This window comes from Thermocrinis minervae (assembly GCF_900142435.1).
In the GTDB taxonomy this organism is placed as follows: domain Bacteria; phylum Aquificota; class Aquificia; order Aquificales; family Aquificaceae; genus Thermocrinis_A; species Thermocrinis_A minervae.
In genome coordinates, this window is sequence record NZ_LT670846.1 from 71,370 (window position 1) to 90,087 (window position 18,718).

Here is an 18,718-nt window from a genome sequence, read left to right on the forward strand (position 1 = left end):
ATTACCTCAAATTTAACACAACATACATATTGCTATCTCCTCTCCTTACAAGCAAAAGCACCTTATCCTTACCGGTAGACTTTGCTTTTTCTATAGCCTGCTTAAAATCATCCACACTAGATATATTTGCGTTATTGACAGAAAGTATTATATCTCCAGGCCTAAGCCCGCTTTGATAGGCAAGACCACCAGGAGTTACTCCTGTCACCAAAACTCCCCTGACTCCTAACCTTGCCTGTTCTGTAGGTGTAAGGTCTCTTAGAGCAAGCCCTAAGTCACCACCTTCTTCACTAGCTCTGGCAGTTTCTTTTTCTTCTGGCATCTCACCAACGCTTACCTTTACCTGGAGTTCTTTACCTTGTCTTATCACCTTCAAGACCACTTCAGTACCCGGTGTAGTTCTCATTATCCTCATCTGTAGATCTCTCACATCTTTAACAGGCTGTCCATCCACGGCAACTATCACATCTCCTATCTGAAGGCCTGCCTTTTGAGCTGGGCTGTTTGGAGCTACTTGGGCGATTATTGCACCTTCCTTTACTCCTATAGTCTCTGCTATATCAGGCGTAACATCTTGTATGACAACTCCTATGTATCCCCTCTGGACCTTTCCCTTTTCTATAAGCTGGCTTGCTACCCACTTAGCTAAGTTTATGGGAACGGCAAAGCCAAGGCCTTGACCTTCTGCAAGTATGGCCGTGTTTATACCTATCACCTCCCCTCTTATGTTGACCAAAGGTCCTCCAGAATTACCTGGGTTTATAGGAGCATCCGTCTGGATAAAGCTTTCATATTGAAGTATACCTATCGACCTCTTAAGGGCAGAGATTACACCAAATGTAACTGTTCTCTCAAGACCGTAAGGATTACCTATGGCTATGACAAGCTGGCCTACCTTCAGTTTGTCCGAATCCCCAAGCCTGGCTATCCTAGACTGTGGATTTTCTATACCTTTAGCGGATACCTCTATAACAGCTATGTCCGTTTTTGGATCAGTACCTACTATTCTAGCTTCCCTTTCAGTGTGTTCATCCAGCTTTACCCTCAGCTTTTTAGCATTCTGCACCACGTGGTTGTTGGTAAGTATGTAGAACTTATCGCCGTGCATACCTATTATCACACCTGAGCCAAGTGACCGTCTTTCCTGTGGTATCTGGAAGGGAAAAGGTACTGGGAAAGGAAAATCCTCGTCAAAGGGTGATACTTTAACTTCCTGCGTTGCAAATATAGTAACAACAGAAGGGGAGACAGTTTCTACCAGCTCGGTAAGTTCCTTCTCAAACTCTTCCAGAACCTTGCCTTGGAAAGGAGGTGATGACTGAGACTGACGAAAGATCTCCTCAGAAACAGGCTTTGCCTTACATCCAACTATGGAAAGGGTAAAGAGAAGAAAAGCCATAAAGAGTGTCATTTTTAACCACCTCCTCATACTGTCACCTCGCATGAAAAGAATAATACTTTAAAAGTTGGATTGTCAACAAGCTCAACCAACCTTTCCAACTCCTTTCGTGAAGGTTTTACACTCCCAGCGCATGGATTGTAAGAAGTGCCAGTATAGTGGAAAAATTTAAGAAGGTCCCAACCTCTAAAAGGTATGGGTACCTCCATAATCATCTTAGTCCTTATCCTAAAGTGAAGCTCCAAAAGCTTTAGAAGGTGTTCAGTCTCTGGAAAAGGAAAACCAAACTGCGGAAGGCTACCTTTTACAGGGATAGAAGCCAAGAATCTTCTTCTTACAACCCTCTTTATCTCTGGAATGACTCTATCCAAGTCCATCCAATGAAGGGAGAAATTACTTATTACAGTCCCAAAGCTTTTATCTCTGAAAGGAAGCTCTTCACCCTTACCGAGAACAGCAATCCCACCCTTTTGTTTGTACACCTTTAGCATTCCTACGGCTATATCCAAGCCAACTACATCCTTTGAAAGATCTTTCAATGTGCCCGTACCACAGCCAAGATCCAAAATAGGAGTCTCCAATTCTTCTTCCAAAGAAAGCAGCATATGGGCACACTCCCTTTGAGGAATTGCCCATTCTTCATACGTACTACTAGCTCTTGAGAATCTTGTGGACAATATACTCATATCCTGCCGGAAAATGACCTCCTGGGAAGGTGTATAATTTAGCATCCTTCAGTAGATTGTAAAGAGAAAGCATACATCTTATGGGAACAATAGGATCATAAGAACCATGCAACAGATAAACCTCGGCTCTTATGTATGGCAGATGCTTCCGAAGGTCAAGCTCCACATAATCCTTAAGCATGGCTTCAAGAACATCCAAAGAAACAGAATCTTGGAACTCTCCGTAAGCCCTTCTCCTGAACTCGGACAGAAAGGCTTCCCTTTCTTTCTTTAGTCTTAAGAAGAATCCCCTTATTTCCTTTTTATCCCAGCATTCTCCAAAGTATGCAGTAGCACCTATCAAGATAAGCCTTTTTACCTTTTGAGGAAAGAGCAAAGCTATAAGCATACTAAGGGAAGCTCCTAACGACCAACCAACCAACACAGAGTTTCTGTTCAACGATAGGCCTATCCTTGTAGCTAAATCATAAAAGTCCTTATACTCAGCGTTGCCTTTGCCATGACCAGGAAGGTCAAGTTTATGACCTACAAAACCATAAAAGACCTTGGAGGAAAAACCCCATCCGTGGATAAAGTACGGGTCCGGAGGGACTCGAACCCCCGACCTGGGGATTAGAAATCCCCTGCTCTGTCCAGCTGAGCTACGGACCCTCGGGGCGACAGGACTTGAACCTGCGACCCCCGGCTCCCAAAGCCGGTGCTCTACCACCTGAGCTACACCCCGTATATAGATATTTTATACCAGACACGTTGAGAATCAACATTCCCCTCTAAAAGAAGGCTTTACTTTACATTCCTGGTAACCTTGGAATTTTGCCAAGCTTTGATAGTTTATAGTAAACACCCCAACCTTTTTTCATCCAATGACCTATTATGGGTAAAGGTATTAACATCGCTCTTTTATTATCCCTATAGGCAAGCGCGCCTCCGTTTCCCATATCCATTAAACACAAGATGTTAATATGCTCTACATACGTTTTGGGATTTCCTTTTTCTAAACCTTCTCTTAAAGCTATGTTAAATGCTGTATTTCTTGCCATTACTTCAGCTATATGTCCTTGTTTTGCTTTCCATTCTGGACCTTCTAATGCTACACAATCGCCTATGGCATATATATTCTCACAATCTTTTACTCTGTTATCCCTTTCAATAAGAATAAATCCGGCTTCCGTTTTCGGTAAATTACCATTTTTTATAGCTGTATGTCCTTCTCCAGCAGGTACAAACAAAGTTAGGTCACTATCTATCTTTGTTCCATCCTCAAAAACAATACCATCAGGTAAAAACTCAACGATCTTTTTGCCAGTTATAGATTTTATATTCAATCTTTTAAACATCATATCCATCATTTTTAAAGCTGTTTCACCAAGTCTCTCACCTGGTTTTGGCATTGGTGCAAAAAATATTAGCTCAAAATTATCCCTTACTTTTAACTTTCTCAAGTAATGATCAACATTAAATAAGATTTCAAATACTGGACCTCCTCTAACAGCCTCTTTAGCTTTAGGATTTCCGCCGAAACCAAACGCAAGCTTTCCAGATCTTTTAGTATTTATTATTTCATTCAACTTCTCTGTGTATGAGATAATTTCTTGAGGATTACCACATATGGAGTAGGTATATTCTAGACCTTTATGCTTTAATTTTTCTTGACCGATAGCTACAATTAGGTAATCAAAATCTTTTCTTTCTCCACCTTTTTCTAGTATAAAACCATCTTTATTCACTTCAATAACTTTATCCTTTATGAATTTAAAACCATGAACTCTTGAAAGTTCTTCTATAGGTATTATCACATCGTTGAAGTTTTTCTCTCTTGTAGGCAACCAAATAGATATGGGATATATAAACAAGTAATCTCTATCCGAGATTAACTCAACATCAAAGTTATACTTTCTCAAGAATATGGCAGCTTCTATGCCAGCTATTCCACCACCCAAAACAACTATCTTCTTCATTGCTTCAAACCTCCTATGTGAGGAATAAAAGAATCTTTAATAAAATTATATGTGTTTTCTATAAAAGTCCAGTCTTTATCTTTTAACTTTGCAAGGTTAAAAACTTAGATATATTCGACAAACAGTTAGAACTTGGAAAACAGATTTAAAAATGGTACTTTTGCCGCTTCTCGATATCTAGAAAGAGAAATGCGGTTTAGACTAATATTTATTAGGACTAATATTTAGGAGGGTTGAGCTTGAAGAAGAGAAAGTCCAAGAAAAGAAAAAAGAAACCATCTAAAGACCTCATAAAGACAACTATTAGCCTGCCTTTAAACCTGTGGAAGGAACTAAAGCTGGAAAGTATAGAAAAGAGAAAAACGCTTGGAGAGTTAATAACTGAAAAGCTAAAGAGATTAGAAAGACTGGAAAAGAAAGCGAGGCTTATTTAAATTAAATTGTCCGTAGGGTCTGAAGAATTGGTGATTATCTCCCTTCTGTAATGAAAACTTTCCTCAAAAGTGTATATGATCACAGAATCCTTATACAAGTCTACCACTTGTAATATTTCATACTTTAACCTTTCTAAAGAAGACTGGGTTATATTCCCCTCAAAAACAGACTTCTGTATATGATGTAGGTATTTTTTGGCTATCTTTCTAACTTTGTTGAGCCTTTTTTGACCCTCGGGATCATCCGTAGCAACATCGTAGACCATTATGACTCTCATACCAAGCTTCCATAGTAGAGAGGAGCGTAGACTTCTTCCTCTAGAAGGTGCCTTATAAGCTTGAAGAGCTCAATTCTTATGAGCTCTCTGTGAGATACGTTCCGTTTTAGCTTTCTGTGTCTTACTGTGCTCTCTAAAAGATTATCAAACTCCTTGACAAACATCCTTCTACCTTCAGGATTTAGATAAGTCATGTTAAGGTCATGGTTGAAGTGTTCTATAGTTATTTTGTTGCTCTTTAAAAGTTTGATTATAAGCATATCTGATAGGATGGGTTTGAAAACTTCTGCTACATCTAATGCCAAAGAAAACCTCTTAGTAGACGGCTCGTGGAGATAGCTTATGGTGGGGTTTAGGTGAGTGTAGTATATCTCACCAAGAACCTTAGCGTAAACTAAGGAGTTTGCAAAGGAAATGAGTGCGTTTAAGGGGTTGTGTGGCGGTCTTTTTGTCCTTCTCTCGAGCTCAAGTCCTACCTCTTGGGAAAGCTTCTCGTAACATAGCTTTCTAAAAGCTCCTTCTACCTGCATTACTTCAGCTATACTTTTTGCATCATTTAGCTTTTGTATGTAGCTTTGAGAGTCTAGGGAGTACACCCAAGATAGGTTCCTTATGCTTCCTTCTACGAAAGCTTTAGCCAGATATAACCTTTTACGTTCCTGAAGATAGTGTTCAGCTTGCTTTACCAAGAGATAACCAGAAACGTGCGTTTCCCTTGGATAGTAACTACCCATATAGTAACCATAGTAGCTAAAAACATGAAGACATACACCTTTCTCAGATAAAAACTTTAAAAGCTTAGTATTCAAGGAAAGCTCACATATGACAAATATCTCATCAACGTCTTCTATGGGGATTTCTTTTCTTGCGTTTGAGTTTTCAAAGAGAAGAGAGTTTTCATGTCGCGAAAGGAAGCCATCGCTCAGTAGGTAATAAACCCTACCCATAGCAGAACTCTTCGTAGGCACACTTTTTACAGTAGGGCTTTACCTCTAAAGGTGGGGGCTTTGGCATAGAGAGTATTTTCTCTATACCCTCTAATATCTTTTTTAACTCTTCCTGATCCTCTTCCGAGAAGTACACCCTCAGGACCTTTCTTTGTTTTGGGTAGTGAAGTATACCGTAAGAGACCTTTACCGACATATTACTCAGATAGTACATGTAATACTTGACTTGCCAAATGTGAGCTTCCTCCAAAGCCCTTGAGAGTTTTATCTCATGCACTACCAAACCTTCCTCTGTAGTGTAAAAGTCTATGCTTACGTTTTCATCCGAATAGTCTTCTTCATCCTTAAAGCTTGTCTCATCTAAGAATTTTCCTAGGCTTACTCTTTCCGAAAAGTGCTCCATAGAAATGCCCTTTGAAAAAAGCCACAACTTTCTTTTACATACCACGTAATAAACTACCTGTATGCCTTTAAACTTTAGCTCTTTTAAGTTCAAAGTACGTTGTCTATGCTACCCTTTTCCTCTTTCGATGGCTCCCAGTAACCTAGCTCTTCATCGTAGTAGCCAGAAAGCCAGTACATTCCCCTTAGTTCCTCTATTTGTCTTATGCGAGCTTTTACTGCGTACCTAGGTACACTAAAGGTATAGCCAAGGATATCTGAAAATACCCTAAGTCTTTCTAGGATATCACGCGAATCCCTATAGATTTTAATAAGTTCCTCTACTTCCTCTCTGTACTTTTCAGGTATTACAGTTACAGAGTCTATATCTCTAAAAAGACCCATAGCTTTTTCTTTTTTAAAAGTTTCTCCCATGCTCCAAAGGCTTTTGATATACCTTTTAGCTTCCCTATATTCATCTAAATATTTTTTGTCTTTATATTCCAGTAGCTCATAGACTTCTTCAACAAGCTTAAATTTCTCCTCTTCGGATATTATCCCTTCCCTCAATTTCTCTTTTGTGAGCTCATACAAACTTCTTCTGTACACCGGTCCTATACCAGAGCAATCCTCCGTAAAGATGTAGACATTTGGTTTGTCAACAGGTTTTAGACTTCTTCTGTTTACCCTTCCCATCCTCTGTATGAGAGAGTCGGCCGTGGATAGCTCTGTCAGTAAAATGTCTGCATCGAGGTCTAGGGAAACTTCTGCTATCTGTGTACATATCCAAATACCCTTTTCTGTACTATCAAAGAAAGATCTTATTTCCTTTTCTTTTTCCTTTCTTACGTTCCAAGTGTAGTAAGAATGCAAAAGATTTAGATTTTCAAAGCCTTTTTCTTTCAATTTCTCAAATAGATCTATGGCTCTTCTTCTTGTATTTACTACCACAAGGACCTTACCTTCAGAAGACAGTCTTCCGATGAGTTCTATAGCATAGTCTGAGAGTATGCTATCCCTTATAAGCTTTAGATGATGCCTGTCCCTTGGATAGAAGAACTTTTCCTCCAGGTAATTTAAATCTTTAAGGTCTTCCCTTACAAAACTCGGAAGTGTAGCTGTCATCACTAAAAACTTACCGCCTATCTCCTGAGCTTTCTGCAATGCCATGACTAGATAACCCAAGGTAAAAGGCTCAAAGAGTTGAAGTTCATCCACTACAACCCCGGAATAGGAGAAAAGAGCGTAGTATTTTTCAAAACCCTTAAACCTAAACACAAAGGGAAAGAGCTGGTCTGGCGTGGCCACTATAAGAGGCTTGGCGAAGTTCCTAGTGAGGAATATATCGTAGATAATAGAGTAGGGATCCGTATTCCTTCTAATATCATCTGTATTCCTTCTAAAATTATCAAGGTTTTCTAAAAGGTAGACGCTAGCTGTGGAGTGTAAAAGCCCTATATCTTCCTCTCCGAAAACTTCTTTAGCTCTTTCGTATATGGCGTTTACAGATGTTCTTATTGGAACTGTAAAGAAACCCTTCCCTTCAAGGTAGATAAAACCTGCCTCCGTTTTACCCATACCTGTGGAAGCTAAAAGCAGTAGGTTTTTGTCCCTGTTTTCTAGCACCCACCTTTGCATATGGTTTAAGTCAGACCCTTTTTCTTTGTTTAAGTAATCTCTGACACATTTAGGCGTATTCTCTAGTCTTTTCACTTCTACCTTTTCCACCTTTGAACTACTTGCGTGATCTATCCTTAACAAGAACCCTTTGAGAAGTAAGTAAAACTTTCTCCAATCTTCTAAACGCTTGAGGATATCCTCCTCAGATTGGATTAGGACTTTCTTGTGGTAGGACTCAAGCTCTAAATTCAAACTTTTTAAAGCTTTTATTACATCTTGTTCACGATAATCTGAAGGAGAGTACTCATGATGGTGGACTATTGCTAGGGCTACCAACGTTTTTATTGGATCTTCCAGATCTTTTGGAAGAAAGGCAGGGGAAAGAAGGTTGTGTCTTACCTCTGGCTCTTTTGCACGTTTGAATTCAGGTGCACGTTTGAATTCAGGATTTCCTAGCTTCCCCTGAAAGGCAGGGTAGATTTTACCGTAATCGTGATACTCGCAGGCAAGCTCAAGGGCTTTCCAGAAAAGGTCCCTTTTATCCTCTGGAAGGTTATTCTCTATCAGGCTACCAAACAGTTCTCTGAGATTGCGTAGGTTTTCAAGCAGTGTATCAGTGTGATCCCTTATGGATGTGCCATCAGACTTAGCCCACAGCTTCTTCAGTTGAGACTCAAGATTGTGTATCACCCTTAATCCTCCCGTTCAGTCCCATCACGAAGGCGTAGGCTATACGGTTAAAGGCTTTATCTGTCAGAACGTCCTTAAACACATCAGGTATAGGTTTTTCAACTTCAAGGAAAGCCCTTATAAGGTTTTGACAGAAGGCATCTATATCCTTCCTCCTTATAGACTCCAGGAGCTTGTAGGTTATCACTTCTATCTTTTTGCTTGCCCTTTCCGGTCCTAAAGAACTTTCGTACTCCTTCCTTAACTTAGAGCCTTCCCAATAAACCACATTGATCTTGTTAATATCCATGGCTTACACCTCCAAGGAGTTTTTCTCTTAAGCCTTCCAAAAAGGCATGAGCTATCTTCTTAAGACTTCTAAAGTAGATAGCATCTAAGAAAACTGGAGAGAGTGGCCTTTTTATCTGCATGTACATCCTAACCACGTTTTCACAAAAGCTATCCAGACAATCCTTCTGTAAACACTCTTCTAACACTTTGTACATACTTTCTAAAGCCTCTTTTGAATTACTTTCAAACCTACATATCCAAGCTTCACCTACCCTAAGGCCCTCTCTATAAGCCCAAGCTATGTACTTTTCAAGAAGTACCTCGTCCCTCATCCGTAACAGCCCCCAACCCTATTAGAAAAGAGTAGGCAGTCCAATTAAACCCTTCCTCTGTGAGTCCATGGATAAGCACTTTGGGTATTTCCTTATCGATATCAATGTAGGCTCTTATGAGCGTCTGATAGAAGAGGTCTACGTTACGCATTCTGACTGCTTCGAAGAGATTGAGGGATATAGCATTAAGTTTTTCCTTATCGTACGATTTTCCTAAGCTTTTTCCTTCCTTGTACACCTTCTCTATGGGCTCGTCTAAATTCTTTCCATCATTGTTTAGACTTTCTTGAAACTTAACAAAGTAGATAAGGCCTGCTGTACTTTTTAGCCCAGCTCCCACCTTTTCCAACGTTTGCACATTCACCTTCGTGTAGGTGTTCTTGTGGAAAAATCCTGATAGAAGTTTTAGTAGAAACTCGTACAAAGATCTTTCCGAGTAGATGTAGTCCAAGAAAAACCCCAATACACTCTCAAGGAATTTGGGATAACTATCTATCCTTTCATTCAACACTATTGCTACCTTTGGTGGAATGCTAAAGGAATGGATGTTAGCTTTGGCGTTACCAACAAGTTCTATCTCTACTATATAGATATTTTTCAGAGTCCATTCGATCTTCCTACCTTCTAACTCTTTTAAATATTCAGTAAATAGCATCTTAAGGTATTTTGTAGAAATTCCCTTCTCCCCCTTTAAAATGGTGTTCATATCGTATGTTTTTTTCAGATCGGGCATGTACACAAAAGTGTACTTCTTATTCCCAGTAGGTAAAAAACCAAAGATGGAAAAGTACAAGAATATCTCACATTCTGGACATAGGTACTGATTGCTCCGTCCGTTATAGAAAAAGTTCTCCACCGTCTTGGGGCTGGCAGAAAGAGGAGTAAAATTGGTAGCATCAAAAACTTTAACTTCTTTATTTTTTATGTAAGCTTTTCTTTCTCCACAGAAGAAGCACGTTTTATCAGAAGTTTTATAGCTTCTAATAGTGTCAAACTGTTTCTTTATGAAATTGGCTATAGCTTGTTTGGCATCCTTGTAAAGTTTCTCCGTATCCTGGGATATCTCTATCTGTACTTCCTGTGCTTTGCTTGCACTACTTGGGTTAGCTAATGGACTGTTAGAGTAGAAGCTTTTTAACTTACTCAAAACTAGAGTGTTATACACGTTTATAGTGCTTTCCTTTTTTTTCTGTCTCTCCTTCTCAATGATATCTTTTAATTTTTCTACAGTGATATCCTTAAGCAGATACTCAGCGTAGTAATCTGCCAAACGTTCAAAAACATCTTCAGGAACATCTATTCTGTTTCCCTCGATAGGGACAGAATTTTTAACATTCTCAAGCACCCTTAAAAGCCCCACACCAGCTGCAGCTGTGAGCCAGTCGTTTACATAGAAAACTATACCCATAGGAAATCTCCCTCCTCATCCACAAAGACTTCACCTTCTATGTAGGAACCATTAGGATAGTAGTAAACTGTCTGCCAAGTCCACTCTCCCTTTGAAATGGTGTCTTTCCAGAAGGATGGTATTCTAAAGGCTATACCTGAGCCACTAAACACCTGCTTGTATCTTTCAGGAACGTAAGCGGAGAGCTTTATATCCTGATTCTCCATAGCTCTCTCTTGGTAGCTTACTATCTTCACATCCTTTACCATTACTGGATACTCACCACCGCCTAGGAAGAGGTAAGTGCTTGGATTCTTTAAGGACCTTTCAAACTCTACGAGGAGATCCCTTTGCCCGACTATATGGATAACACATTCAAGCTCAAACAGTTTTGGCACCTCTATAGGTAAAACCTCAAGTAACTTATCCTTTCTGTTGTACTTTCTGAACCTTATGTAGTCCCTGAATATACTTTTGTAAGTACCTTGTACAGATATGCTAAACTTCTCACCCTGCCATCTTCTGCCTGCTGCAGTGTAAAGCAAGCCTATTATGGTAGAGTAAGTAGGAAGAGGATAAGTCTCTATACCCTTTAGGGAGAAAGGCGTTTTAAAGGTAGCGCAGGGAGAAAAGAGTCTAAACTTAAGACACTCCATAGTGCTTCCTCACCTGAGCTTTTAACCTCTCCAGGGCATCACCTATGGAAGTAGCACCTAAGTTTTTTATGTCCTCTTCGTTACCAAATACACCTGCGTGAAGACCTATGACCACATTATCCCTGTCTTCTTCGGGAACTAGCTTTTTGGCATCTTCCAGCCTTCTTGTGTCCAGGAAAAGTTTTCCATTTTCCTCTACAGCATGGACGCCTTTTATAAAGAAGGGATGTTTTACCTTGAATACTCCTCCTACTACAAATACTGGAGAAAGATCTTCCCACCTTCCCCTTATCTGTCTGTTTAGGGTAAAAACTATGTCAAGAAGGTCTACTACTCTCTTAGCGCGTTCTTCTTTAGTAAGTACCTCTTCCTTTTTTTCTACCAAGCCACCTTCCTCCCAAACTCCTACCCTGTCAAGGTCAACTGTAAGGGTATAGACATAATGCGAAGTATGTTCTTCGTTGTTGGCTATAGCTTGAGCATCTTTTTTCTCTATATGCTTTATGTACCTGTTATAGGCGTCTATGTTGTTGAGAAAGTTCACATCTCCCTTGAAAGGTGAAATAGAGAAGGCATAGGTGAGCTTCACGGGTGAGGTTCTCTTTACACTGTCACCATACGATAGTTCATAATCAAAATTGGTAAACAACCCTCCAAAGAGATCAAACTCGTGGTAATCTTTTACTAGCTTTTTTCCAAAGTTGTCTACGTTTAGCTTGTTATTCTCTAAGTTATCTTCCACGTAATTCTTGATAAGACTATCCATTAGCTTCCAGCCCTTTTCCTCTTTACCCTTCCTGCGTATGTCGTATTTGAGAGCCTTGTCAGACACATATGTTAACTGGGTGCCGTCTCCCAAAGAGACCTTCTTAAGCACAGACACGTTACCTATGTTCTCTCCGTAGTTGAGACTCATAGCTTTAGCTGTTATTACCGTAAGTGTAAAACCACCCATAGTTAAACCTCCTTTCACTATGTATAAACTCCCAAAACTTACCTTTTCTGACACGACCTTAAGACTCCCTTAAATCTCTTAAAAACTCAATGTCTAGCACTTTCTTGTAGGTGCCTTGCTCATAGTTGTATATGCTTCCGGGGTTGTAGTGTCCGAACGCCACACCTACTAGGAATGCTATAGGTACTGGACAGGAGAAGAAGAAGTGGAATCTCTTTATCGTTGCTGTTTTAGCTACTTCCTGTATGGCTCCGGCGATTTCCCTGGCTATGTCTTTGAAGTTTTCTACTGGAAGGTTTCCACCGCCTTGAGTTTCTATCACAAGGTAAGTGGCGTTAGTTAAAGGCAAGCTATTGAGCTGTACAGAGTGATGAGCGAGGTTTATAACCACGGCTACTTCTTCACCACTGCCTGTTACTGTGTAGTTTATAAGTCTTGGATTTCCACTCAGTCTTTCTTTTATGTACCTCACATTATCCACTACTATGGGACGGTAAGCATTGTTTTGGAAGTGGTATATGGTAAAAGGCTTGAAGCTTCCGTGTAGGATTCCCAGTGCGAAAGCCAAGGCTGCGGGTCCCCTTATGGCTATATGAAGATGGAAACCTCCAAGAACACTTCCTATATGCTTGAGTCTTGAATAAAACTCTTTACAGACTTCTTGCCATCTTTGGTCTTTGATCTGGCCAGTCCAAAGCACGGGCTCTATACCAAAAGTTTCAAGGTATGCAAGCTCAAGGTTAAGGTCTTCGATCTGTAGATTTCTTGTAAAGTCCTTCAGTTCGTCCTGGTGTTTTTCTGAAGATGTTATGAGCATAGGAATATGGTGTATGTCCTTGTTTAGCCAGTTTAAAAGGCTCTTTAGGTCAGGCTTTGGAAGCTTGGCAGGGTCTACGAGTATATAGCCTTCTCTAGCAGCTATCTTCTTCTTCTCTTCTATGTGATTAGCCCGTAGTATCCTTCCATCTTGGCTTAGCTCTCCTGTGAAGAGTACACCTTCAGGGATGCGTTCAGACATAAGGCTAACGGCTAGAGGGAGCTGGAAGCTCTTTCCTGTAAACTCCGTATCATAGAAGACTGCAAAGCCAGAGCCTACTATCTTTTTAAGCCTTTGGTGTTTTTCTTTTCCTACGTTGGTCACAACCTTAGAAAGGCCTTTTACGGCTATGCCTCTCACGATCTTGCCTGGGCCGCCTGTTAAATCTACAACCGGGAATTTGACCTCTATAGGGTCTCCTATCAGAAACTTATGCGTATCATCCTCAGAGAGTCCGAGGACTTTCTTTAGAACTTTCCACTCCGGCCTCTTCCCATGCTTCTTGATGTACGATATTAGCTCATACTGCTTGAAGGGGCTCAGAGTCCAAAAGTCCTCAAAGATCTCCGTAAGCTTGTCATCCAACTTACCCTCTTCAAGCAGCACCTTGAAGTGGGCGTCTCTGATCTCCTCATAATTCCATCTCTTACTCATGACTCTCCTCACATGACTCCACTGAGAGGTACTTTTCCAAAACTTCAATTTCAGCTCTTATACCTTCCGGCAGCTCAATTTCTATACAGTAATCGGCTACACCTCTAAGGATAACCTTGTCCAAAATCTTCACTTCTACGCAGCCTGCTACTAGGTCTTCTGTGGGGTATATGTAAAGCTTCCCGCCTTCTATAACTCCCAGATAGTTCTCCCCTCTTATCGACTTTCCGATGGAAGATGCCGCAAGGCTAAGCATCGCTTCCTTATCCATTTGCTTTATCTTTTCCAAAGCTTCTTTGAAAGCTGTAAGATCTATAAACTTCGGATACTCTTCTTCCTGCTGATATTCTTGAACCTCCACGTGGTAAAAGAGGGAAGATGTGTTCAAATCAGCGAATCTTTTGGCAAAAAGATCGATAAACTTGTCCGTCCATTTACCCCAACCCTTAAGTTTTTTACTATCCGCAAATTGATAGATCTTTTCTACCTCCTGCTTGTTCTTCAGTTCAAACAGTACCAGGGAATGCTTTTCTAGAAGCTCCCTTCTTGCATAGACCCAGAATGGGAGTGGTGCATAGTAGTGTTTCTTATGGTGGATTACAGGTGGGTTTAATGGCAGGAGCATGGTGAGGAGTGAGGTTAGTGGTACAACTATAAAGAGGTCTCTTTCTACTTCTTTGACTACCAGGATCTTCTCCTCTGCTGGAGTTAGCCATTCTCTTACTTGTCCGACTTCTACTTTCTGCCTGTTTCCCTCTTCCACGGTTAACAGATCATCCACTTTTACTATACTTCTGTACAGCTTGTAGATTTTCTCTTGCTCCTTTTCCACGTCCATCACGTTTTAGTCCTCACTATTTTTATAACTACGATAGTTACAAACTTCTGACAGTAATCTTTCTACGATCATTTTTAACTCACTCTCGGAAAGCCGGTACTCAAGGATTTTGTTTATCTTCTTCTTTGTCCTTTCCCAGGTTTTGTAAACATTGTCTTTAGAGATGCCCTTTAGTTCTTCTACATCGCCATAAAGATACTTCCGAAGATAATAACAGAGCACCATCTTTTCCCTGTCAGATAGACTACTGACTATAAGGTTGTAAGTTTGGTCTAACTCTACCTGAGAGTCTATTCCTTTATAGTAAGGGGTAAGACTTTGAACATCCACAACCTCTGCCCGCTGCTCATCAAGGGATATACTTAGAAGATTTTTATCGTACAAATCCAGAAGTGTATTTTTTATCATGATACCTATGTAGGATATTTTTAGTTCTTCTTTTCTTAAAAGTTCAGCTTTTTTCGTGAGTATCTTGTATTTGATCTCAGAAGCAACATCTTCTACCCAGTCTTCTCCTAAGAACTTTCGCATAGTTTCTTCCATCCCCGATGATCTACTAATTCTGATTATCAAGTTCTTTAGATAAACTTCAGCCTTTTTATACTCTTTAGGATCATCACCAAGTAGCTTAGATATAAGATCCTTTGCATCTTTCATACTCTTTTATCCTCAAATGAAACTACACAGTTCTCCTCAATGTATTTGTCGATTATATCCAAATCTTTACAATATCCGCATCCTATAAAGTTGAATACGCCACTTTTTAGTCTATAACCTGTTATCCTTTTCCTATGTCTGTCATAAAAGAGGTATGAATTACGCTTGATCCACTTACATTCCGAGGCTGTTTTAACACATGCACCTAAATCAATGTTTGTATCCTTGTCTTTGTAAAACTTCTTAGTGGTTAGGAAAAATACAATCAAATATTCACCCTGTTCTACATACACGAATGGCCTTCGCTTGTTTGGATCCTTCATGTATCCAAGGTCCGTTTTTAGTAGATCTTCTAAAAGTTTCAAATTCTGTGGATCTACAAACCCCAGGAATTTAAAATTTTTAATAAGCTTATGTCCCTTTGTCTGAAATATTAAGCCAAAGTCAAACCCCTCGCTCACACCTGTCTACCTCCAGGTAGCCAAAACCCTGTCCTGTCCTAACACCAAGGCCACACTGGTAGACAAACTTTAGCAGCTCCTCAGACTCCGTTTCTATTCTAAACCTGCCCAAGAAGGCTGGAATGTTACCACCATAATGCTTTACTTGTTGTGGCTTTATCTCCACAGGTACAAACTTGAACTCCTTTACCCTTGGTATGTATCCTTTTATGCTGGCAAACCTCTTTAGCGTGTTTTCCAAAAGGGACTCGTTAAAAAGATCATCAGCTGGTAGTAGGTACTTACCTGCCTCGGAAATCCTCTGTACTACCACAGGAGAAAGGGTCTTAAAGCACCCATTCACCTTTTGTTCCCTCTCCTCCTTTATGCTTTCTATTATAAACTTTCCCGTGCCTATTGGGTGCATATATAGAGATTCCTTTAGCCTAGCCATGGAGATGTAAAACCTTACAGCTAGTACGCTATAGCATGTGGAAAACCTGAAGTTAATTTTCTGAACGTTTTTAATTAGCTTGTCTTCAAAAATGGCATCTTGGAAAAAGACTGCAAAGGTATAAGCCCTAGGACTACTTCCTTCAAACTCTTCAGGTCCTAAAGCCTTTTTCAGAAGGGCTATAAATCTACTTCTGTAGTCTACAGATACTGTGGCGGGTTCCAAGCTTCTCAGAACAACTAAAAACCTCATCTACTTAAACCTTTTAGAGAGCTCCCACAAAACCTCTTCTATGTCTACTCCCCAAACGGTCAAGGAAAAAATAAGAGAATACAAAAGGTCAGCACATTCGCTTACAACCCGCTCCTTGTCGGAGTTTTTGAGAGCTATAAGAAGTTCTACTGCCTCCTCTCCAAACTTCTGGAAAACCCTGTCCGGACCTTCCTTGTACAACTTTGCTGTGTAAGAACCTTCAGGTAATGTTTCTATCCTTTCCCTTATGACATCCTGTAGCCTTGCTAGGACTTCAAAGGGTAGAATCCTGTTTACATGCTTTCCTTCTTTATCCCTAAAAAAGCAGTTCCTTTCTCCTGTGTGACACGCTTTATCCTTTTCCTGGTGAACTATATACAGGAGTGCATCCTCATCGCAATCTACTCTGACTTCCAAGACTTTCTGTAATTCTCCTGACGTCTCTCCTTTCTTCCATACCTTGTTTCTTGAGCGGGAAAAGTAGTGAGCATAGCCTGTCTGTAGTGTTTTCTCTATGGCCTCTTGATTTGCCCAGGCGAACATCCTCACCTCCCCAGTCCTTACATCCTGAGCTATGACAGGAATCAGACCTTTCTCGTTGAACTTGAGTTCCACAGCAGGTATATTTTACCTCAGTGAAGACGGTACTTATCACAGGCATAAGAAGGATAGGCTTTGAGATAGCCAAGTACCTTTTAGAGAAAGGTTACGATCTTATAGTCTACTACAAGGAATCCTCGGACAAGGCAAGAGAGCTAGAAGGATACGCCAGAAAGTTGGAAAGGATATTCCAAGCCTACAAGGTAGACCTAAATGACTTGGAGTCCGTAAGCAGGATTACCAAGGAGGTAACCGAAAAGTTTGCTCCCGATGCTTTCATACATGTAGCCGGTCCTTATTTCCCCACACCTTTTAAGGAATTATCTCTTGAGGCTCTTCATCTTCACTTTACCCCCACCGTTGAGGCCTTCCTTGAAATCTCAAAAATTCTCTCAGAGGGTTTTTTGAAGAAGGAGGGTCAGGTAAAGGGAAGGATAGTAGCCTTTGGAGATTGGGCGGTGGACACACCCTATAAAAACTACGTCGCTTATTTTGTCTCAAAGGGAGCTCTGCATACGGCTGTCAAGGTGTTAGCCAGGGAGCTCGCTCCTCATGTGCTTGTAAATTGCATAGCCTTGGGCCCTACTCTAAAGCCCGACGACTTTACTCAGGAAAGATGGGAAGACTACATAAGAAGAACTCCCCTTAAAAGATCCGTATCCCTCAAGGACGTAGTAGAACTTACCTACTTCCTTATGAACGTGGAAAGTATGACAGGCGAGATAATAAACCTCGACTCTGGGAGGCATATAGCAGGTGAATGTGGATAAAGTAGGAGTACTTTTTAGCGGAGGAGTAGAAAGTACAACCCTTCTCTATATGTACCTTAGGAAAGGGTTTTTGGTATATCCCTTCTACGTCAAGAGTGGTATGCTATGGGAAAACCTTGAGCTGGAAAACGCTGCAAACCTTTGGGTTTACACAAAGAGGCTATATAGGAACCTCATGGCTATAAAGATTGTGCCATACAAACAGTCTAACTTTTTGAAGGTTCCAACCTCCGAGGAGGAGCTATTTATACCAGCCAGGAACCTGTCTATCATAGTAGCAGTAGCTCCTTTCCTTAGGATGAAAGGTATAAAGACACTCGCTATAGGGAGTCTTGGAGCTTACCCTTTTCCAGACAATAGTCTGGATTACCTAAAGAAGGTACAGGAGCTTCTAAGTATAGGTATGGCCTTTTCTGTAAACATAGAAGCTCCACTTTTTGGTATGGATAAAAGGTATATTGTAAAGAGTTACAAGGATATAGTACCCTATTACCTTACCCTATCCTGTGCAAACCCAAGAAGGATAAAGGGTAAGATAACTCCGTGCGGAAGATGCATAAAGTGTTTAGAAAGATTTCAAGCTTTCGATTGAAGATTCTTTTGAAACTCAGCTATCTTCTTCTCCATCATATCTTTGTGGTATAGTTTTTCTTTTTTTAGCTTTTCTATTTCCATCTCAAGTTCGTGAGTCATGGGATGGTGCTTTTCTAGCTTTGCTATCTCTTTATCTAAATCTCTGTGTTTTTCGTAATGGTAGGCAAAGTCCTTATCTTCCTTTAGCAACTTTTCAATTATCTCTTCTCTTGTCATGATAGATCCTCCTCCTTTGGTCTTAGTAGGTATAAGTTTAACATAGACAGCAAATAAGCTAAGACAAGGTTGGAAAGACTAGCAAAGACTATGTAGAGTATAAAGGATATGAAAAAGGGTAAAGATGCTAAAACGAACATCCAGAAGTATCTTCTTGTAGCCGTATAGCTCCAGTAAGGATCCTTGTCAGCCACTATGGGGAAAAACCTTCTTTTAAGGAAAAGGGAAATAGAAACGCAGAGCAAAAAGAGTAAAAAAGTGAGCGCATTAAGGTAGATTACAAGCTTTAAAGGCAAAGGTATAGAAAAGAAGGGATATAGAACAAGACAGCCGAAGAATAATAGACCAACAAAAGCTACATAGGCAAAGAAAAATTGTTTTACCCTTCTTCTATAGACTACTCTTAAATCTGTACTCATTATTACCGAGAAAT

At 40.3% G+C, this 18,718-nt stretch carries 24 protein-coding genes and 2 tRNA genes; 3 read left to right on the forward strand and 23 right to left on the reverse strand.

All coding sequences use genetic code 11. The features are described 5' to 3' along the window. Position 1 precedes the first annotated feature (1 nt). The 6 genes from B5444_RS00360 to B5444_RS00385 all read right to left on the reverse strand — a co-directional run bounded on the left by B5444_RS00360 (position 2) and on the right by B5444_RS00385 (position 4,043). Positions 2 to 1,399, reverse strand: coding sequence for a Do family serine endopeptidase (locus tag B5444_RS00360; protein WP_231967120.1), 1,398 nt, complete (start codon positions 1,397 to 1,399; stop codon positions 2 to 4). 26 nt (positions 1,400 to 1,425) lie between these two features. Beyond that, positions 1,426 to 2,085, reverse strand: coding sequence for a methyltransferase domain-containing protein (locus tag B5444_RS00365; RefSeq protein WP_079653286.1), 660 nt, complete (start codon positions 2,083 to 2,085; stop codon positions 1,426 to 1,428). Beyond that, the gene (locus B5444_RS00370; protein ID WP_079653287.1) at positions 2,051 to 2,698 is read right to left on the reverse strand and encodes an alpha/beta fold hydrolase; all 648 of its coding nucleotides are present in this window, start codon (positions 2,696 to 2,698) and stop codon (positions 2,051 to 2,053) included. Before B5444_RS00370 ends, B5444_RS00365 begins: the two co-directional genes overlap by 35 nt. Continuing rightward, positions 2,663 to 2,736 (reverse strand) — tRNA-Arg (locus tag B5444_RS00375). The genes B5444_RS00370 and B5444_RS00375 overlap by 36 nt, the downstream gene beginning before the upstream one ends. Beyond that, positions 2,737 to 2,809 (reverse strand) — tRNA-Pro (locus tag B5444_RS00380). It lies immediately after the preceding tRNA gene. A 64-nt stretch (positions 2,810 to 2,873) separates the two neighbouring features. Next, complete coding sequence (locus B5444_RS00385; RefSeq protein WP_079653288.1) at positions 2,874 to 4,043, reverse strand: NAD(P)/FAD-dependent oxidoreductase; 1,170 nt, start codon at positions 4,041 to 4,043, stop codon at positions 2,874 to 2,876. 239 nt (positions 4,044 to 4,282) lie between these two features. On the opposite strand from B5444_RS00385, the gene B5444_RS00390 reads away from it, so the two are divergent. Then, positions 4,283 to 4,477 (forward strand): hypothetical protein, encoded by a 195-nt coding sequence (locus B5444_RS00390; RefSeq protein WP_079653289.1) that lies wholly within the window; start codon positions 4,283 to 4,285, stop codon positions 4,475 to 4,477. Here B5444_RS00390 and cas2 read toward each other — a convergent pair. From cas2 to hisIE, 15 genes are read right to left on the reverse strand one after another with little or no spacing between them, the layout of a single operon-like run. Continuing rightward, complete coding sequence (cas2, locus tag B5444_RS00395; RefSeq protein ID WP_079653290.1) at positions 4,474 to 4,755, reverse strand: CRISPR-associated endonuclease Cas2; 282 nt, start codon at positions 4,753 to 4,755, stop codon at positions 4,474 to 4,476. The genes B5444_RS00390 and cas2 overlap by 4 nt on opposite strands. Next, positions 4,752 to 5,702, reverse strand: coding sequence for a type I-B CRISPR-associated endonuclease Cas1b (gene cas1b / locus B5444_RS00400; protein WP_079653291.1), 951 nt, complete (start codon positions 5,700 to 5,702; stop codon positions 4,752 to 4,754). The genes cas2 and cas1b overlap by 4 nt, the downstream gene beginning before the upstream one ends. Continuing rightward, positions 5,695 to 6,150 (reverse strand): CRISPR-associated protein Cas4, encoded by a 456-nt coding sequence (gene cas4, locus B5444_RS00405; RefSeq protein ID WP_231967189.1) that lies wholly within the window; start codon positions 6,148 to 6,150, stop codon positions 5,695 to 5,697. Before cas4 ends, cas1b begins: the two co-directional genes overlap by 8 nt. Positions 6,151 to 6,194: 44 nt before the next feature. Further along, positions 6,195 to 8,393, reverse strand: a complete 2,199-nt coding sequence (gene cas3, locus B5444_RS00410) for a CRISPR-associated helicase Cas3' (RefSeq protein WP_231967121.1) — start codon at positions 8,391 to 8,393, stop codon at positions 6,195 to 6,197. Then, positions 8,377 to 8,682, reverse strand: a complete 306-nt coding sequence (gene cas8a1, locus B5444_RS00415) for a type I-B CRISPR-associated protein Cas8b1/Cst1 (protein WP_079653293.1) — start codon at positions 8,680 to 8,682, stop codon at positions 8,377 to 8,379. Before cas8a1 (B5444_RS00415) ends, cas3 begins: the two co-directional genes overlap by 17 nt. Continuing rightward, positions 8,672 to 8,995: a hypothetical protein gene (locus B5444_RS00420; RefSeq protein ID WP_079653294.1), complete on the reverse strand. Its 324-nt coding sequence runs from the start codon at positions 8,993 to 8,995 to the stop codon at positions 8,672 to 8,674. Before B5444_RS00420 ends, cas8a1 (B5444_RS00415) begins: the two co-directional genes overlap by 11 nt. Beyond that, the gene (cas8a1, locus tag B5444_RS00425; protein WP_079653295.1) at positions 8,973 to 10,403 is read right to left on the reverse strand and encodes a type I-B CRISPR-associated protein Cas8b1/Cst1; all 1,431 of its coding nucleotides are present in this window, start codon (positions 10,401 to 10,403) and stop codon (positions 8,973 to 8,975) included. Before cas8a1 (B5444_RS00425) ends, B5444_RS00420 begins: the two co-directional genes overlap by 23 nt. Further along, positions 10,394 to 11,038 carry a type I-B CRISPR-associated protein Cas5b gene (gene cas5b / locus B5444_RS00430; RefSeq protein ID WP_079653296.1) on the reverse strand — a complete coding sequence of 215 codons (645 nt, stop codon included), beginning with the start codon at positions 11,036 to 11,038 and terminating at the stop codon, positions 10,394 to 10,396. The genes cas8a1 (B5444_RS00425) and cas5b overlap by 10 nt, the downstream gene beginning before the upstream one ends. Continuing rightward, a complete protein-coding gene (gene cas7i / locus B5444_RS00435; RefSeq protein ID WP_079653297.1) occupies positions 11,025 to 11,993 on the reverse strand; it encodes a type I-B CRISPR-associated protein Cas7/Cst2/DevR in 969 nt (322 codons plus the stop codon). The genes cas5b and cas7i overlap by 14 nt, the downstream gene beginning before the upstream one ends. Positions 11,994 to 12,051: 58 nt before the next feature. Further along, complete coding sequence (locus B5444_RS00440) at positions 12,052 to 13,464, reverse strand: SAVED domain-containing protein (RefSeq protein ID WP_079653298.1); 1,413 nt, start codon at positions 13,462 to 13,464, stop codon at positions 12,052 to 12,054. Then, positions 13,457 to 14,302, reverse strand: coding sequence for a hypothetical protein (locus tag B5444_RS00445; RefSeq protein WP_079653299.1), 846 nt, complete (start codon positions 14,300 to 14,302; stop codon positions 13,457 to 13,459). The genes B5444_RS00440 and B5444_RS00445 overlap by 8 nt, the downstream gene beginning before the upstream one ends. A gap of 6 nt (positions 14,303 to 14,308) precedes the next feature. Further along, on the reverse strand, positions 14,309 to 14,959 hold the full coding sequence (locus B5444_RS00450) for a sigma-70 RNA polymerase sigma factor region 4 domain-containing protein (protein ID WP_079653300.1): 651 nt from the start codon (positions 14,957 to 14,959) through the stop codon (positions 14,309 to 14,311). Then, positions 14,956 to 15,420 (reverse strand): hypothetical protein, encoded by a 465-nt coding sequence (locus B5444_RS00455; RefSeq protein ID WP_079653301.1) that lies wholly within the window; start codon positions 15,418 to 15,420, stop codon positions 14,956 to 14,958. Before B5444_RS00455 ends, B5444_RS00450 begins: the two co-directional genes overlap by 4 nt. After that, entirely contained in the window at positions 15,404 to 16,105 is a 702-nt protein-coding gene (gene cas6 / locus B5444_RS00460) for a CRISPR-associated endoribonuclease Cas6 (RefSeq protein WP_079653302.1), read from the reverse strand. The genes B5444_RS00455 and cas6 overlap by 17 nt, the downstream gene beginning before the upstream one ends. After that, the gene (gene hisIE / locus B5444_RS00465) at positions 16,106 to 16,720 is read right to left on the reverse strand and encodes a bifunctional phosphoribosyl-AMP cyclohydrolase/phosphoribosyl-ATP diphosphatase HisIE (RefSeq protein ID WP_079653303.1); all 615 of its coding nucleotides are present in this window, start codon (positions 16,718 to 16,720) and stop codon (positions 16,106 to 16,108) included. A gap of 20 nt (positions 16,721 to 16,740) precedes the next feature. Between hisIE and B5444_RS00470 the strand changes: the two genes are divergently transcribed. Both B5444_RS00470 and B5444_RS00475 read left to right on the forward strand, forming a co-directional pair. Beyond that, a complete protein-coding gene (locus B5444_RS00470) occupies positions 16,741 to 17,475 on the forward strand; it encodes an SDR family oxidoreductase (protein ID WP_079653304.1) in 735 nt (244 codons plus the stop codon). Beyond that, positions 17,462 to 18,067: a 7-cyano-7-deazaguanine synthase gene (locus B5444_RS00475; RefSeq protein WP_079653305.1), complete on the forward strand. Its 606-nt coding sequence runs from the start codon at positions 17,462 to 17,464 to the stop codon at positions 18,065 to 18,067. The genes B5444_RS00470 and B5444_RS00475 overlap by 14 nt, the downstream gene beginning before the upstream one ends. Here B5444_RS00475 and B5444_RS00480 read toward each other — a convergent pair. Both B5444_RS00480 and B5444_RS00485 read right to left on the reverse strand, forming a co-directional pair. Beyond that, positions 18,052 to 18,285, reverse strand: a complete 234-nt coding sequence (locus B5444_RS00480; RefSeq protein WP_079653306.1) for a DUF465 domain-containing protein — start codon at positions 18,283 to 18,285, stop codon at positions 18,052 to 18,054. The genes B5444_RS00475 and B5444_RS00480 overlap by 16 nt on opposite strands. Then, entirely contained in the window at positions 18,282 to 18,704 is a 423-nt protein-coding gene (locus tag B5444_RS00485; RefSeq protein ID WP_079653307.1) for a hypothetical protein, read from the reverse strand. The genes B5444_RS00480 and B5444_RS00485 overlap by 4 nt, the downstream gene beginning before the upstream one ends. Positions 18,705 to 18,718: the final 14 nt, after the last annotated feature.